Raw genomic sequence first — 14,597 nt, forward strand, 5'->3', positions numbered from 1 at the left:
AGTGGCTGAAAACAAATTAGCAAACCTGCATAACATACATTTTATCGGTATCGGCGGCGCCGGCATGAGCGCAATTGCTTATGTCCTGATTAAGCGCGGCTATGATGTGAGCGGCTCTGATCTGAACGCCGGCCATATGTCGGCACATCTGGCGGAGGAGGGCGCTATGGTTTATATGGGCCATGCTGCCAGCCAGGTGGAGGATGCCGAGGCTGTAGTTATTTCTACAGCGATTCACCAGAACAATCCGGAGCTGGTGGAGGCACGCAGACGCGGCATTCCTGTGCTGCATCGCAGTGATGTGCTGGCAGCAATTATGAATGCTGACGACGGCGTGGCTGTTGCCGGTGCACATGGCAAAACTACTACCAGTGCGATGATTTCTTGCATTGCGGCCGAAAGCGGCATTGACCCGACTGTCATCATCGGCGGCGAGGTAAGCAGCCTGGGCGGCAACGCGCGCAATGGCGCAGGCCGTTTCGTAGTAGCGGAGGCAGACGAGAGCGACGGCTCCTTCCTCAAGCTGTATCCGTATCTGGCAGTAGTAACTAATATTGAAGATGACCATCTGGACCATTATGGTACAGAAGAAAATATATATCAGGCCTTTAAGCAGTTTGTTGGCAATATCAAAGAGGGCGGCAAGGCGATTCTTTGCTTTGACAATGCCAAGGTGCGCCGTCTGGCTGGCGAAACTGATAAAGAGGTCATTACCTATGGTGTTGAGGGCGAGGGTGCTGACTACATTGCCCGCGACATTTCCTATGGTGTTGACGGCACCAGCTACAAGCTTTACTACAAGGGAGAATTTGTGACTGAGGTACATCTTGTTGTTCCCGGCAGACATAATGTGCTCAATTCTATGGGTGCCTTTGCTGCTGCTCGCGAGATGGGCATTGCTACCGACCAGATTCTTGCTTCCCTGAAAAAGTTTGGCGGTGCTAAGCGTCGTTTTGAAACCAAGGGTAAGGTCAATGGTGTGTGGGTTGTTGATGATTATGCCCACCATCCGACAGAAATCGGCGTAACGCTGAAGGCTGCCAGACAGACTAAGCCTGAACGTTTGCTGTGCGTGTTCCAGCCGCATCGCTACACCCGCACTAAGCTGCTGTTCTCCGAGTTCTGCGAATGCTTTAAGGATTGCGATGAGCTGATCCTGACCGACATTTATGCAGCCAGCGAGGAAGCAATTCCCGGTGTGAGCAGCATGCATCTGGCGGAGGGTATCAAGGCAGCGACAGGTCAGGAGGTGCTGTATATCGGCAAGCTGACCAAGGCTGAAGAATATCTGGAGCGCGTTGTACGTGCCGGCGACTTGGTGATGACCATTGGTGCCGGTGATGTATTTAAAATTGGTGAAGAATTAGTTAGGGAGTTGGAAAGAAATGCAGATTAATAAGCAAGATGTTGTTGCTGTTGTTTTGGGCGGTCCTTCCTCTGAGGCCGAAATTTCGCGTGTTACCGGCGGTGCTATCGCCAATGCGCTGCGCGAAAAGGGCTATAATGCCCAAGAGCTGGAGCTGGAGCCTGCTAATCTGATTAACGAGCTGCGCGCAATGGATGCCAAGGTAGTATTTAATGCAGTGCATGGCATGTACGGCGAAGATGGCCGCCTGCAGAGCATTCTGGAGGCAGCAGGCATTCCCTACACCGGCTGTGGTGTGCTGGCAAGCGCTGTTTCTATGGATAAATCTGCTACGAAGCGTTATCTGCAGTCTGCAGGCATTCCTACTGCACCCTGCATGATTATCAACAAGCGTGATGCAGGCGACCTGCAGGAGCTGGCAGAGAAAATTATTTCCGAGTTCGGTCTGCCTGTAGTTATCAAGGCAGCAACCCAGGGCTCCAGCATTGGCGTTGTTATTCCTAAGACTGCGGAGGAGGTTGTTCCTGCGCTGGAGGAAGCCTTCAAGTATTCCGAAAACGTGCTGGCAGAAAAGTGCATCAAGGGCAAGGAGCTGACCATCTCCATTATGGAAGAAAATGGCGAGCCGAAGCCGCTGCCGGTTATCTGGATTGCACCGCATTCCGGTGCCTATGATTTCCATTCCAAATATACCAAGGGTGCTACGGACTACCATTGTCCCGCACCGTTTGATGAGGAAACTACCGCTTATATCCAGAAAATAGCTGTAGAAACCTACAAGCTGCTGGGCCTTTCCGGCGTAGCGCGTGTAGATGCAATGCTGGGTGATGCAGATGGCGTTGCTTATGTGCTCGAGGCCAACACTGTGCCTGGCATGACCGCAACCAGCCTGGTTCCGAAGGCTGCTGCTGCTGTAGGCATCAGCTTCCCAGATTTGTGTGAGAAAATTTTGCTGAGCGCTAAATAATACAGCGCTTCGCTAATGAATGAAGGAGGTGCAGCATGGATTCGTCGCAAAGCTTTCGCGAGCAGGTGCGCAGGCGCCGACGCCAAAAAATATGGCGGCTGGTAAAACTTGTGTTATTTACGGCGGCCTCTGCTGCCGCCTGCTTCTATGGCTGGCGCTTTCTGCACAGTCCGTCCTTTGCCTTCGGCAGTGTCAGCATTTACGGCACCAGCCTGCTGACGGAGGCGGATGTTATTTCGCTCGCCGGCTGCGGCAAGGGACCGCTGAACCTGTTCAACGCCAGCACGTCGCGTGTGCGTGAAGCACTTTCGCATGATGTGCGCTTTCAAAATGCGGAGGCGGCCTACCGCTTCCCGGCGACGCTGCAGGTGAGCGTTGAGGAGCGTCAGCCGGCACTTTATGTAGCCAATTCGTATCGCAGCTACCTGAAGCTGGATTACAATGGCATTGTCATCAGCGTGACGACGACCATTCCTGATGCTAAGGCACCGGTGCTTGCCGGTGTGAAGTGCGGCAATCTGTATCTTGGCGACAGGGTGGAGGATGAAGGCGTGCTGCAGATCCTGAAGTTTTTGCAGCAGCTGACGCCGGAAGCACAGCAGCGTATTGGAGAAATTGCTGTTGACAACAAGCAGGAGGTCAAGCTGCAGCTGAGCGGCTGCTTCCCGGTGCGTCTTGGTAAAGCGCAGGAGCTTGCGCAGAAGGCGCCGCTGTTTATGACAGTGTTTAATGAAATTAAAGATAAAAATATTAAGGCTGAATATATTGATTTGACCTTTGCCAAGCCTTACATCAAGCTTCTGCCGAAGCAAGGCGCCGTTTAAAGGGATTTGACTGCATTTGTGCAGTGATTGTCACAGTGAGGGAGAAAAAATGAAAGAAATTTTGACTATGGATTTAAAGGGCAAGCTCTTGATTGCCGTGGTATTCATGGTGTTGGGCTTTATGCTTTCTGTACAGTACAAAGCTACTGAGCGTCAGCGCTCGGTACGAATGGACCGCGTTGAGGATTTGTCTGAACGCCTGAGGTCTATGGAAAGCGAAAACAAACAGCTGCAGCTGGAGCTGGAAACCTTGCGTGCAGGTGCTGCCAAGGATCCGGCAGATGAGCGCATGAAGCTGATGGCCGGAACTACTGATGTAGAGGGCACAGGCATTGAGATTTTGCTGGACGACAGCAACATTGCCAAGAAATCCAACGAAAACCCCAATCTGTATATCATTCATGATGAGGATTTGCTGCGTGTGCTCAACGAGCTGCGTGCTGCAGGTGCGGAAGCGATTTCGCTGAACGACCAGCGCATCGTAGCGATGAGCGAGGTGCGCTGTGCAGGACCGACGATTTCAGTCAACAATGTGCGCAGTGCTCCGCCCTATGTAATCAAGGCCATCGGCGCTCCCAAAACGCTGAGCAGTGCGCTGCGTCTGCGTGGCGGTGTTGTTGAAACCTTTGAGTTCTGGGGCATTCAGGTAAAAATCAAAACGGTAGAAAAGCTGCATATCCCGGCGCTTAAATCGTCGCGCAGCTTTGAATATGCCAAAACGGTGGAAGGGAAGGAGGCAGCAAAATGATTGCATTTGCTATTGCGGGCCTTGTGCTGGGCCTGATGCTTGGTGTTTACTGTCCCTTCAGCGTGCCGCCTGAATACGCCCGCCTGCTGGCTGTAGCCGTTATGGCAGGCATGGACGCAGTGCTTGGCGGTATGCGTGCTTCGTTAGAAGGCAATTATGATGCACAGGTCTTTATATCCGGCTTTTTCATTAATGGTATTCTGGCAGCCTTTTTGTGCTATGCCGGCAACCTGATTGGTATTGATTTATATTTGGTAGCAGTCCTGATTTTTGGCATGCGTGTCTTCCAGAATATGGGCATTATCCGTCGCCTGTATATGGGTAAATAGTGCTGCAGAAAAAAATTCTGCAATAAGCAGGAAAATGGCAGGCGTATGTTGAAAAGTAAACAGTGAAGTTTATAGCAAAAAAGCTACCCAAAGCTAAGGGGGACGTAAAATATGTTTGATGACGTAGAAACAACCTTTGAACCATTAGCCAACATTAAGGTAATCGGTGTTGGCGGCGGCGGCAATAATGCCGTTAACCGTATGATTGATGCAGGCGTAAGCGGCGTTGAATTTATTGCTGTGAACTGCGATAAGCAATGCCTGATGCTTTCCAAAGCAGAAAAACGCATTCAGATCGGCGAAAAGCTGACTAAGGGCCTGGGTGCAGGCGCTAATCCTGAAATCGGCGAAAAGGCTGCCGAAGAATCCCGTGACCAGATTCTGGAGGTCCTGAAGGGTGCAGATATGGTATTTGTTACTGCCGGTATGGGCGGCGGCACCGGTACCGGCGCTGCGCACGTTGTTGCAGAATGCGCCAAGGAAATTGGTGCACTGACTGTCGGCGTTGTAACCAAACCCTTTGGCTTTGAAGGTCCTCGCCGTATGAAGCAGGCGGAAACCGGTATCGTTAACCTGAAGGAAAAGGTTGATACCCTGGTTACCATTCCTAATGACCGTTTGCTGCAGATTATTGAAAAACGCACCTCCATGCTGGAGGCATTCAAAAAGGCCGATGACGTTCTGCGTCAGGGCGTTCAGGGTATTTCCAACCTGATTGCTGTTCCCGGTCTGATTAACGTTGACTTTGCCGATGTGAAGACTGTTATGTCCAACGCAGGCAGCGCACTGATGGGCGTTGGTACTGCCAAGGGCGAAGGCGGCGGCAAGGCCGCAGCCGAAGCTGCAATCAAAAGCCCGCTGCTGGAAGCATCTATTGATGGTGCCCGCGGCGTACTGATCAACATTATCGGCGGCAAGGAGCTGTCCCTCTTTGACGTCAACGAGGCTGCTAATATTGTCAATGCAGCAGCAGATCCGAACGCTGTTGTTATCTTCGGTGCTGTTATTGACGAAAGCCTGAACGATGAAATCCGTGTTACGGTTATTGCTACCGGCTTTGAGAAAAAATCTCCGGTTACCAGAAATACTGTTGGTGGTCCGGCATCTATCAACCGCAGCAACGGTGGCGTAATCAAGAGCTTCTCTGATCCTAACGAGATTCCGCCATGGCTGCGCCACTGATTGAAAGGAAGGCAGTAATATGAAGTGCCCGTATTGCTCTCACAGAGACAGCCGCGTTATCGACAGCCGCGCTGTTGAGGAAGGCTGCTCCATTCGTCGCAGACGCGAATGCCCTAATTGCGGCAAACGCTTTACCACGTATGAAAAATATGAGGAAACTCCGCTGGTTGTCAGCAAGAAGGACGGCCGCCGCGAGCTTTTTGACGGCAAAAAGCTGCTGGCAGGCTTGCTCAAGGCTTGCGAAAAACGCCCTGTTCCTTATGAAAAAATCAAAGATATTGCTGACAGCATTGAGCGTGAGCTGCGCATGAGTGCTGATGCTGAGGTTCCCAGCGCCCAGATTGGCGAGCTGGTGATGAAGCATCTGGAGCAGACGGACCAGATTGCCTACGTTCGCTTTGCTTCTGTATATCGTCAGTTTGCTGATGTACGCAACTTTATGCAGGAGCTGGAGCGCATTATGCAGAACACCAAGGAAGAAAAATAGAGGTGCAGTCGATGAAACGGTATTTGCTTCTTGCTTTGACAACTGCTATGCTGGTGGCTGGCTTCAGCAGCTCGGCGCTGGCGAAGGAAAGACTCTTTACCTTTTCCAACAACAATAACGGAGCGGTGAAAGAGGTAAATTACTATTTGGATAACGGTGCCAAGGTTGTGTTTATGGACACTGCAGCCAAGGCTACGGACAGCACTGTGATTATCACCGTTGTGCTGGAAATACCCGATGGTACTGCACCGTATCAAAAGTAAATAGCAAAATGGTGCCGCAGGCACTTATAAAAGGAGACGGCGACAGCCGTCTCTTTTGGTATAAGCAGGATATATCAGCTAAAATTTAGCTGCGAATTTAAGTGCTTTTAAGGGGGATTTCAGAATGCAGGACTTTATCATTACGCAAAAAAATAATCTCTGGTGGGGTTCATTCCCACGTTTGACGCAGGCTGGCTTTGGCAATGCCTGTAGCTGCCGCCTGCATGGTGCCAGCGCTGTCGCAGAGGGGACGCTGAATTTGGCGCTGCACGTGGGAGACGAGGCGGAGCTGGTGCTGCAGAACCGCTGCCGGTTTGCGCAGGCTTTAGGTTTGGATGCAAGCAAATTTACTACCTGCGAGCAGGTGCCTGGCAGCAAGGTTGTTGTAGTTGATGAGGCTTTAGTTGGCGCCGGTGCGACTACGCTGGCTGATACCATCAAGGAGACAGATGCATTGGTTACGAAATTGGCAAATGTGCCGATACTGCTGTTTTTTGCTGACTGCGTGCCACTGCTTTTTGTTGATGAGCACCAGGGCGTGTGCGCTGTAGCGCACGCCGGCTGGCGCGGTACGGTGGCGCAGATTGGGCGCAAAACAGTGGAGACGATGCAGCAAGCCTTCGGCTCCCGTCCCGAAGATATCGTTGCGGCGATTGGTCCGTCTATCGGCCAATGCTGCTATGAGGTGGACGACTTTGTGCGCAGTAAGGCTGCAGGCTACGAGCAGTTCTTTGCGCAACGAGCAGAAAAGTCGGGCAAGTATCTGTTGGATTTGTGGGGCTATAACCGCGAGGTGCTGCTTAACGCTGGCCTTAGGGCAGAAAATATCCTTACTGCCGGCGTCTGCACAGAGCATAACCACGAAATGTTCTGCTCCTACCGCGCGGAGCAGGGCAAAACAGGACGCATGGGCGTGTGCCTGTATAGAATGTCTGACAATAAAAACGCTTAAGTGCTGCGCGTGAAAAAGACTTAGGGTTGAACGTGAGCTTAGAAGCTTAAGGTGATACGTTAAAAAATGCGTTATGCAGCGAGTCGCTGAATGCTTCAGGTAACGCGTTAAAATTTTACGAAAAGAGTGAGTGAAGATGCTGAAGGATACCTTTACATTTCAAGGACCGTTAGGTGAAATAGAGTGTGTTGTAGAACCGAATCGGAGTGAGAATAATGCTGTACTCGTTATGGCGCATGGCTTCCGCGGCAGCCGTGACAGCGGCGGACGCGCTGCAGGAGTGGCGCAGCAGGCTGCTGCACACGCTGCCGTAGTGCGCTTTAACTTTACGGGTACGCAGATAATTTCGCGTCAGGTAGAGGAGCTGCATGCCGTACTGGCAGAGGTACGCCGCAGGCAGCCTGGCTGCAGGCTGTTTCTTTTGGGACGCAGTCTGGGCGGTGCTGCGTCCATCATTACTGCGGCTCAGGATGGTGCTCTCGCCGGACTGATTCTGTGGGCGACGCCTAACGACCTGCGCTTTACCTTTCGTTATGTGATGACGGAGTATGAATACCGCCGTCTGGACAGCGGTGAAACGCTGCACTTTAACGATGAGCGCGGCGAATGCGACCTGACGCCGGATTTTCTGACGGACTTCGACCAATACGATCTGCCTGCACTGCTGCAGAAGGCACAGCCGTTGCCCGTGCTTGTGCTGCATTGCAGCGCGGATGAGGTGGTGCTGGCTGAGCAGGGGCAGCGCAACGCCGCAGCCGTCGGCGAGGCGGCAGAGCTGCATATCTTTGCAGGCGGCGACCATAGCTTTACGCAGTACAGTGAGCAGGCAGGCGCGTTGCTGAGCGATTGGCTGGGCAAACGCTTGAAATGAGGCGCTTGTTAGTTGTATAATATACTTGAGTAATTATATCCTTTTCTATGGGAGGAAAGAGCATGAAGAAATTGTTAATAATCTGCCTGATGCTGGTGTGCGCGCTGGTACTTACAGCCTGCGGTCAGGAAAAGCAGGAGCAGGCGCCGAAGGCAGAGCCTGCGACGGCTGTTTTCAATACGAGCATGGGCGATTTTGAGGTGAAGCTGGCAACAGACTATGCACCGGAAACATCAAAGAATTTTATTACACTTGCAGAAAAGGGCTTCTATAACGGTCTTATTTTCCACCGTGTAATCGATAACTTTATGATTCAGGGCGGTGACCCTGCCGGCAACGGTACCGGTGGCCCCGGCTATACTATTAAGGATGAGTTCAGCAGTAAGCTGCTGCATGACGGCCCCGGTGTAATTTCTATGGCCAACCGCGGTCCGAATACCGGCGGCAGCCAGTTCTTTATCACCCTGCGTGAAACTAAATGGCTTGACGGTAAGCACGCTGTTTTCGGCAAGGTAAGCAAGGGCATGGATGTTGTTTATAAAATCGGCAAAACAGCAACAGATTCCAATGATAAACCGTTGGAGCCTGTAACCATTAAGAAAATTACGATAGAAAAACGTTAACACCCCTTTTGAAAACAGGTAGGAGGAAATTGCTTGGCTAGTGAAGAAGAAAAAATGCAAGGTATACTCGAAACTGTTGACCAGCAGGAAATGGTTGGCATTTGCGGACGTAATGATGAATTTCTGCGTTTAATCCGCAGTGCTTTTGACTGTACAATCGTAGCGCGCGGCAATCAGATTACAATGAGCGGACGCGCTGAAGAGGTGGCGCAGCTGGAACAGCTGCTGCAGGAGCTGCTGTTTTTGTACCGTCAGGGACTGCCGCTGACAACGCATGATGTACGTTACAGCATGTATATGGTGAAGGCAGGAAATTTGGAAAGCCTGCACCGTATGTATGCTGACACGATTATTGTCAATAACCGTGGCCGTCAGGTAAAGGCTAAGACCTTGGGACAGTGGCAATATGTGGAAACAATCCGTCATAACTATATCACCTTGGGCATCGGACCTGCAGGCACAGGCAAAACCTATTTGGCAGTGGCGCTGGCAGTAGCGGCGCTGAAGAAAAAAGAGGTAGAGCGTATTATCTTGACGCGTCCTGCGGTAGAAGCAGGCGAAAAGCTGGGCTTTTTGCCGGGTGATATGCAGGATAAGGTAGACCCGTATCTGCGTCCTCTTTATGACGGCCTGTATGATATGCTGGGAACAGAAACCTTCCAAAAGTATCTTACCAAGGGCACGATTGAGGTTGCACCGCTGGCCTACATGCGCGGACGCACGCTGAATGATGCCTTCATCATTCTGGATGAGGCGCAGAATACTACACCGGAGCAAATGAAAATGTTCCTGACGCGCTTTGGCTTTGGCAGTAAGATGGTTATTACCGGCGATATCACGCAGATAGATTTGCCGGGCGGCAAGAACAGCGGCCTGAAGGACGCTGCGCGTATTCTGGGAAATGTTCCGGGAATCGGCGTAATAAAGTTCAGCGAGCAGGATGTTGTGCGCCATGAAATCGTCGGTTCAATTATCAAGGCTTATGAACGCTTTGAAAAACAAAAAGAAAAATATAACGGAGAAAAACAGCATGATAATTAATTTGGAAAATGACCAGCAGAAGCTGGAGCTTTCCGCGCAGGTGCTGGAGCGCCTGCAGGAGGGCTTGCAGGCAGTGGCACGCTTGAATGAGCTGCCGGAGGAGTCTGAGGTGGATGTCACGATTGTCGACGATGAGGAAATCCATGCGCTGAACCGTGAGTATCGCGGTATGGATAAGCCTACCGACGTTTTGAGCTTTGCGCTGGATGAGGACTGCGAGGATGAAGACGAGCCGGAGCTGATCGGCGGACCGGAGGAGCATCTTTTCGGTGATATCATCATTTCGGCGGAAACCGCGCTGCGTCAGGCAGAGGAATACGGGCACGGACTGGAGCGCGAAATGACGTATCTGGCAGTGCATGGTATGTTCCATCTTCTGGGCTATGACCATATGACGGAGGAGGATAAGGCTGAAATGCGTGCGAAAGAGGAGGAAGCTCTGCGTGCGATTAACCTTTCCGAAGAATATTTTGACCATCCTACAGGCATTCATTAATGCTTAATGCACAATTATTTATAACTAACCTGTAAAAAACATAGGAGGTGCTTTCCATGAAAGACGTAAAACTGAATGAATTATCCCCGGCTTGGCGCGAATTGTACGATGCAGCGGTTGCTGCCCGTAAGAATGCTTACATTCCTTATTCCAACTTTGCTGTAGGTGCGGCAGTACGCTGTGCCAACGGAAAAATCTACGGTGGCTGTAATGTGGAAAACGCTTCCTATGGACTTTGTGTCTGCGGCGAGCGTAACGCAATCTTCCACGCTGCCTGCGCTGGTGAGCGCGAGATGGTAGAGCTGTGCGTAGTTGCAGATACCTCCGGCCCCGTTTCTCCCTGCGGTGCCTGCAGACAGGTAATGCGCGAGTTTGGTATCCAGACCGTGATTTTGGCAAATATGAAGGGTGACTTTCAAATTACCACGGTAGAAGAGCTGCTGCCGTATGGTTTTGAATTATAATAACAGGAGCTGATTAAGATAAAGAAGGTAAACAACGAAGAAGCTAAACATTATGCCGGTTTTGTGGCTATGGTGGGGCGCCCGAACGTGGGCAAGTCCACTCTGACAAACAGTCTGATTGGCGAAAAAATCGCTATTATGTCCGACAGACCGCAGACTACCCGCAACAAGATTATGTGCATTATGAATACTGATAACGCACAGATTATGTTTCTTGATACGCCGGGTATCCATAAGCCACAGCATAAGCTGGGCGAATACATGGTGCGCACGGCAGAAAGCACGCTGCAGGAGGTTGACGTTGTCCTCTTTGTAGTGGATGCAACCGAAAAACGCGGCGCAGGCGAGGATTATATCCTGAACCTGCTGCAGAAGGTAAAAACACCGGTAATACTGGTAGTAAATAAGATTGACAAGCTGGCAGACAAGCAAAAGCTGTTCCAGATTATGGAAGGTTATAATAAGCTGTATAAATTTGCGGCGATTGTACCTGTTTCCGCATTGAATGACAGCGAATTCCCCGGTTTGGTGCAGGAAATTACTAAGCATCTGCCGGAGGGACCGGCGTACTTCCCGGAGGATATGATTACCGACCAGCCGGAGCGCGTAATTGCTGCCGAAATGATCCGTGAAAAGGTATTGCGTCTGACGCGTGATGAAATTCCCCATTCCGTAGCGGTTGAGGTGGATGAATTCAAGGAGCGCGACGAAGAAAACGTATATATCAGAGCAACTATTTTTGTAGAGCGTGAATCGCAAAAGGGCATTGTTATCGGCGCTAAGGGCAGCCTGCTGAAGAAAATTGGCCAGCAGGCGCGTGCTGATATCGAAAAACTGCTGTACTGCAAGGTCTTTTTGGATTTATGGGTTAAGGTTAAGGCTGACTGGCGTAACAAGGATAAAGCTTTGAAGCAGCTTGGCTACAAGGAGTGAGGACTTATCAATTTTTTTCGGAAACTGATTGATTTCTGGCACAGACTGCCGCTTGCCTGGCATTACCTGAAAACAGGAACCTGGCACAAGGAGGGCAGCGCCAGCAGTGAGGATGAGCTGCGCAAGCTGGTGAGCGCCAGCGAGCGCCACGGCCAAATTGACCATGTCGAGGGCAGCATGATCGGCAATGTTTTTGACTTTGCCGACCGTGTAGCGCGTGAGGTCATGGTGCCGCGTCAGGATATGGTATGCCTGTTTTTGGATGATACGCTGGCAGAAAATATGGCTGTTGTACGCAGCAGTCATCATACACGCTATCCGCTCTGCATGGAGGATAAGGATCAGGTTGTGGGCACGCTGCATGTGCGCGATTTGCTGAAGCTTAAGCCGGGGCAGACTACCTTTGACCTGCGTCGCCTGATGCGTCCGATTGTCGTTATTCCGGAGGCTATGCCTGTGCCGAAGGCACTGCGTCTGATGCAGCAGCGTCATGTGCAGATGGTGCTTGTAGCAGATGAGTATGGTGGTACTGCAGGCCTGATTACGATGGAGGATCTGGTGGAGGAAATCGTCGGTGATATTCAGGACGAGCATGAAGCGGCGGAGCCGCCGGATGTGCTGCAGCTTCCCGATGGCAGTATTGAATTTGACGGCATGGTGCTGCTGGACGATGTGGCAGAGCAGCTGCCGATTGTATTTGATGATCCTGAGGAGGATACCATCGGCGGTTATGTGTTTGGTCTGCTGGGACGCAAGCCTGAAATCGGCGATGTTGTGGAAATTTCCGGCTACAGCTTCAAGGTGCTGCGCACAGAAGGCTTCCGCGTAGTGCGTGTGCTGGCCGTTAAACTGGCGCAGGAGCCGGAGCAGAAGGAAGAGCAGCAGGATGAGTGAGTCGCAAAGGGAGCTTTTGGCAGATGATGCGCTTGTTTTGCATGTAAAAAACTGGCAGACGGCTGATAAATATGCGGTCTGCTTTACGAAGGAGCATGGCAAGCTGCGCTTTATCGCCTATGGTGCCCGCTATGAAAAAAATATACATGGCAGATTGCTGCAGCCCTTTGCCAATCTGCATATTGAGGTGCAGCAGGGGCAGAAGATAGACAAGCTGCGCAGCTGTGAGCTTTTGCAGATGCCCAAGTCAATGGATATGCAGCAGATGGCTTATGCGGCGGTAGCGTCGGAGCTGACTGCCGTGCTGACGGAGGATAGAGTGCCGCAGCCAGAGCTTTATGAAATGCTGGGCGCTGCCCTGGCGGCGCTGATGCAGCGCAATCCGCGTCTGGTTGTTTTGTCCTATGCTATAAAATTGCTGGCGGCTACGGGCTTTGCGCCGCAGCTTACGCATTGCGTGCATTGCGGTGAGGCTGTGACGGCCAAGGAGAATGCGTGGTTTAGTCCGCTGCAGGGCGGGCTTATCTGCAGCAGCTGCAAAAGCAGCTATAATGGTGACGGCTTGGAGCCGTGCAGTGCGGAAACACGCGAGCTGTGGCAGTGGCTGGCGCAGCTCGATTACGAGCAGCCGGCGCCCTTTAGGGTGCGAGGCGGTGCGCTCATGGAGCTGGAAAAAATTCTCTTCAAGTTTATCTTCTTTCAGATAGATAAGCCGTTGAACAGCTTAAACTTTTTGAGTCAGCTGCAGCTGTGAGGCTGTATAGAAGAGGGCGTAGTGTATGACTGAAGAAATAAAAACTAAAGGAACCTGGGGCGGTGCTCGTGCCGGAAGTGGACGTAAGAAGCTTGAAGGTGATGCTATAACCAAGCAGGTACAATTCCGCCTTACTGAAGAGCAAGCTGTGACAGTAAAGAAGATTGTCAAGCTGCGTAAGGCTGGCGAGATTACTTTGGAAGATTTAGAGAAGATAACTGCTGCAAAATAGCAATGAGCATAAAAAAGCGTGGACATAGGTCCACGCTTTTTGTTTTGGGGAAGAGTGTGTATTTTTGTAGGCGTTTCAAAATTAACAGCCGATATACTGCAGCGAAAAATCTTCTGCTGCTGAGTTAATTATATTGCTATTATTTAATAACGCGAGATAAGATTTGTTAAGTATCAAGAAAAGATATTCAAGTAAATTGTAAAAATTAGAGCGATATGTTAAAATAAAAGGGAAGCAGAAGGTTTAGGATAATCTTCGAGTAAAGTGATAGAAACCATGAATGCGAGCGGAGGGAAGAGCATGCTTACTCTTGAGCTGTTAGAGCTGACAGAAGAATATGTGCAGTATAAATTTTATCCTGAAGGAAAAAAGGATAATTTTGGGATTGTGCAGGTTAACCGAAAAAATTTTAAGGATCGCTTTATTGTAAAAGAAGCGCTTGACGTATCTGATATGTATCGAGTAATGGCTATGGTCAGAGTAGGCATGCTTGTGCAGGATGGAGAATTTCCAGAAACAAGTGCGTGTGCATGGTATTAAGATTTTAAAGGAGAATGTACAATGAAGATAAAAGTAACGGATGTTTTAGCAATTATATGTTTTTCGTGGGCGCTGTATTATATAAACTTTGACAAAGAAGCTGTCAAAGCATTCATCACAGGCGGTGTGATAGTATGCTGGGTAATGAAAAGAGTAATGTAAAGGGGATTCACTCAAATATATATGATTATATAACAGATAGGAGATTACTTAATGAAAAAGCATGTGATTTTATTTTTGGTATTTGAATTTTTGGCGATAGGACTGATGATCAGATCTATTTTAAACGTAGTAACAGACGAAAAAAGCGCTGTAACCTTTGCTGTTGGCTGTGTGTTTGCCTGGTTTGTAAAGACGAACTGGGAAATTTTTAAGAAGGTAAAGCAGATATATAAGCAGGCTTAAACGGAAACTGCAGCAAATATGTTTGAGCTGTTCTAAAATGCTGTGCTCAACTTGAAAACGCTATTTTTACACACAAAAATACCCCGCAACCTGCATGGTTGCGGGGTTTCTCTCATGGTGATCCAGGAGGGATTCGAACCCCCGACCCACGGCTTAGAAGGCCTAACATCAATAGCCTTAAAAAGCCTTATTTCATGGGGTTTTTAGGATTCAAAAACCCTTTTGG

The 14,597-nt window shown here is 50.2% G+C and carries 21 protein-coding genes; all 21 read left to right on the forward strand.

The genetic code is table 11. The features are described from left to right. Position 1 precedes the first annotated feature (1 nt). The 21 genes from murC to RDW05_RS03960 all read left to right on the forward strand — a co-directional run bounded on the left by murC (position 2) and on the right by RDW05_RS03960 (position 14,371). Positions 2 to 1,396, forward strand: coding sequence for a UDP-N-acetylmuramate--L-alanine ligase (gene murC, locus RDW05_RS03860; RefSeq protein ID WP_293723359.1), 1,395 nt, complete (start codon positions 2 to 4; stop codon positions 1,394 to 1,396). Further along, positions 1,386 to 2,333 carry a D-alanine--D-alanine ligase gene (locus RDW05_RS03865; RefSeq protein ID WP_304258733.1) on the forward strand — a complete coding sequence of 316 codons (948 nt, stop codon included), beginning with the start codon at positions 1,386 to 1,388 and terminating at the stop codon, positions 2,331 to 2,333. Before murC ends, RDW05_RS03865 begins: the two co-directional genes overlap by 11 nt. Before the next feature lie 35 nt (positions 2,334 to 2,368). Then, positions 2,369 to 3,157 carry a cell division protein FtsQ/DivIB gene (locus RDW05_RS03870; RefSeq protein ID WP_307977903.1) on the forward strand — a complete coding sequence of 263 codons (789 nt, stop codon included), beginning with the start codon at positions 2,369 to 2,371 and terminating at the stop codon, positions 3,155 to 3,157. Positions 3,158 to 3,206: 49 nt separating this feature from the next. After that, on the forward strand, positions 3,207 to 3,905 hold the full coding sequence (locus tag RDW05_RS03875; RefSeq protein WP_021719802.1) for a DUF881 domain-containing protein: 699 nt from the start codon (positions 3,207 to 3,209) through the stop codon (positions 3,903 to 3,905). Next, positions 3,902 to 4,234 (forward strand): small basic family protein, encoded by a 333-nt coding sequence (locus RDW05_RS03880; protein ID WP_293723366.1) that lies wholly within the window; start codon positions 3,902 to 3,904, stop codon positions 4,232 to 4,234. The genes RDW05_RS03875 and RDW05_RS03880 overlap by 4 nt, the downstream gene beginning before the upstream one ends. 111 nt (positions 4,235 to 4,345) lie before the next feature. Beyond that, a complete protein-coding gene (gene ftsZ, locus RDW05_RS03885; RefSeq protein ID WP_307977904.1) occupies positions 4,346 to 5,416 on the forward strand; it encodes a cell division protein FtsZ in 1,071 nt (356 codons plus the stop codon). A 19-nt stretch (positions 5,417 to 5,435) separates the two neighbouring features. Next, on the forward strand, positions 5,436 to 5,903 hold the full coding sequence (nrdR, locus tag RDW05_RS03890; protein WP_021719799.1) for a transcriptional regulator NrdR: 468 nt from the start codon (positions 5,436 to 5,438) through the stop codon (positions 5,901 to 5,903). A gap of 11 nt (positions 5,904 to 5,914) precedes the next feature. Beyond that, positions 5,915 to 6,166 (forward strand): hypothetical protein, encoded by a 252-nt coding sequence (locus tag RDW05_RS03895; protein ID WP_293723371.1) that lies wholly within the window; start codon positions 5,915 to 5,917, stop codon positions 6,164 to 6,166. A 124-nt stretch (positions 6,167 to 6,290) separates the two neighbouring features. Then, entirely contained in the window at positions 6,291 to 7,118 is an 828-nt protein-coding gene (gene pgeF / locus RDW05_RS03900) for a peptidoglycan editing factor PgeF (RefSeq protein ID WP_307977905.1), read from the forward strand. Positions 7,119 to 7,254: 136 nt separating this feature from the next. After that, entirely contained in the window at positions 7,255 to 7,989 is a 735-nt protein-coding gene (locus RDW05_RS03905; RefSeq protein ID WP_307977906.1) for an alpha/beta fold hydrolase, read from the forward strand. A gap of 62 nt (positions 7,990 to 8,051) precedes the next feature. Beyond that, complete coding sequence (locus tag RDW05_RS03910) at positions 8,052 to 8,612, forward strand: peptidylprolyl isomerase (RefSeq protein ID WP_307977907.1); 561 nt, start codon at positions 8,052 to 8,054, stop codon at positions 8,610 to 8,612. Positions 8,613 to 8,645: 33 nt separating this feature from the next. Then, positions 8,646 to 9,653, forward strand: a complete 1,008-nt coding sequence (locus RDW05_RS03915) for a PhoH family protein (RefSeq protein ID WP_307977908.1) — start codon at positions 8,646 to 8,648, stop codon at positions 9,651 to 9,653. Next, positions 9,643 to 10,149 carry an rRNA maturation RNase YbeY gene (ybeY, locus tag RDW05_RS03920; protein ID WP_009145976.1) on the forward strand — a complete coding sequence of 169 codons (507 nt, stop codon included), beginning with the start codon at positions 9,643 to 9,645 and terminating at the stop codon, positions 10,147 to 10,149. Before RDW05_RS03915 ends, ybeY begins: the two co-directional genes overlap by 11 nt. Positions 10,150 to 10,205: 56 nt before the next feature. Beyond that, positions 10,206 to 10,613, forward strand: coding sequence for a cytidine deaminase (locus RDW05_RS03925; protein ID WP_307977909.1), 408 nt, complete (start codon positions 10,206 to 10,208; stop codon positions 10,611 to 10,613). Between the two features lie 63 nt (positions 10,614 to 10,676). Beyond that, the gene (gene era / locus RDW05_RS03930) at positions 10,677 to 11,546 is read left to right on the forward strand and encodes a GTPase Era (protein WP_298883569.1); all 870 of its coding nucleotides are present in this window, start codon (positions 10,677 to 10,679) and stop codon (positions 11,544 to 11,546) included. A 129-nt stretch (positions 11,547 to 11,675) separates the two neighbouring features. Next, a complete protein-coding gene (locus RDW05_RS03935) occupies positions 11,676 to 12,440 on the forward strand; it encodes a hemolysin family protein (RefSeq protein ID WP_304277587.1) in 765 nt (254 codons plus the stop codon). Next, positions 12,433 to 13,194, forward strand: a complete 762-nt coding sequence (recO, locus tag RDW05_RS03940; protein ID WP_307977910.1) for a DNA repair protein RecO — start codon at positions 12,433 to 12,435, stop codon at positions 13,192 to 13,194. The genes RDW05_RS03935 and recO overlap by 8 nt, the downstream gene beginning before the upstream one ends. Before the next feature lie 25 nt (positions 13,195 to 13,219). Continuing rightward, a complete protein-coding gene (locus tag RDW05_RS03945) occupies positions 13,220 to 13,426 on the forward strand; it encodes a hypothetical protein (RefSeq protein WP_307977911.1) in 207 nt (68 codons plus the stop codon). A 300-nt stretch (positions 13,427 to 13,726) separates the two neighbouring features. Continuing rightward, positions 13,727 to 13,966 carry a hypothetical protein gene (locus RDW05_RS03950; RefSeq protein ID WP_307977912.1) on the forward strand — a complete coding sequence of 80 codons (240 nt, stop codon included), beginning with the start codon at positions 13,727 to 13,729 and terminating at the stop codon, positions 13,964 to 13,966. Positions 13,967 to 13,987: 21 nt separating this feature from the next. Next, complete coding sequence (locus tag RDW05_RS03955) at positions 13,988 to 14,128, forward strand: hypothetical protein (protein ID WP_304104983.1); 141 nt, start codon at positions 13,988 to 13,990, stop codon at positions 14,126 to 14,128. A 51-nt stretch (positions 14,129 to 14,179) separates the two neighbouring features. After that, complete coding sequence (locus RDW05_RS03960) at positions 14,180 to 14,371, forward strand: hypothetical protein (protein WP_304104986.1); 192 nt, start codon at positions 14,180 to 14,182, stop codon at positions 14,369 to 14,371. Positions 14,372 to 14,597 lie beyond the last annotated feature (226 nt).

The sequence above is a fragment of the uncultured Phascolarctobacterium sp. genome (assembly GCF_902463975.1).
Lineage (GTDB): Bacteria > Bacillota > Negativicutes > Acidaminococcales > Acidaminococcaceae > Phascolarctobacterium_A.

Coding starts and splice junctions, on each gene's coding strand:
- RDW05_RS03880 (WP_293723366.1), top strand. CDS start 3,902: ATGATTGCATTTGCTATTGCGGGCCTTGTGCTGGGCCTGATGCTTGGT.
- RDW05_RS03905 (WP_307977906.1), top strand. CDS start 7,255: ATGCTGAAGGATACCTTTACATTTCAAGGACCGTTAGGTGAAATAGAG.
- pgeF (WP_307977905.1), top strand. CDS start 6,291: ATGCAGGACTTTATCATTACGCAAAAAAATAATCTCTGGTGGGGTTCA.
- RDW05_RS03870 (WP_307977903.1), top strand. CDS start 2,369: ATGGATTCGTCGCAAAGCTTTCGCGAGCAGGTGCGCAGGCGCCGACGC.
- RDW05_RS03960 (WP_304104986.1), top strand. CDS start 14,180: ATGAAAAAGCATGTGATTTTATTTTTGGTATTTGAATTTTTGGCGATA.
- RDW05_RS03865 (WP_304258733.1), top strand. CDS start 1,386: ATGCAGATTAATAAGCAAGATGTTGTTGCTGTTGTTTTGGGCGGTCCT.
- RDW05_RS03945 (WP_307977911.1), top strand. CDS start 13,220: ATGACTGAAGAAATAAAAACTAAAGGAACCTGGGGCGGTGCTCGTGCC.
- recO (WP_307977910.1), top strand. CDS start 12,433: ATGAGTGAGTCGCAAAGGGAGCTTTTGGCAGATGATGCGCTTGTTTTG.
- RDW05_RS03950 (WP_307977912.1), top strand. CDS start 13,727: ATGCTTACTCTTGAGCTGTTAGAGCTGACAGAAGAATATGTGCAGTAT.
- RDW05_RS03895 (WP_293723371.1), top strand. CDS start 5,915: ATGAAACGGTATTTGCTTCTTGCTTTGACAACTGCTATGCTGGTGGCT.
- RDW05_RS03910 (WP_307977907.1), top strand. CDS start 8,052: ATGAAGAAATTGTTAATAATCTGCCTGATGCTGGTGTGCGCGCTGGTA.
- RDW05_RS03925 (WP_307977909.1), top strand. CDS start 10,206: ATGAAAGACGTAAAACTGAATGAATTATCCCCGGCTTGGCGCGAATTG.
- RDW05_RS03955 (WP_304104983.1), top strand. CDS start 13,988: ATGAAGATAAAAGTAACGGATGTTTTAGCAATTATATGTTTTTCGTGG.
- ybeY (WP_009145976.1), top strand. CDS start 9,643: ATGATAATTAATTTGGAAAATGACCAGCAGAAGCTGGAGCTTTCCGCG.
- ftsZ (WP_307977904.1), top strand. CDS start 4,346: ATGTTTGATGACGTAGAAACAACCTTTGAACCATTAGCCAACATTAAG.
- RDW05_RS03875 (WP_021719802.1), top strand. CDS start 3,207: ATGAAAGAAATTTTGACTATGGATTTAAAGGGCAAGCTCTTGATTGCC.
- nrdR (WP_021719799.1), top strand. CDS start 5,436: ATGAAGTGCCCGTATTGCTCTCACAGAGACAGCCGCGTTATCGACAGC.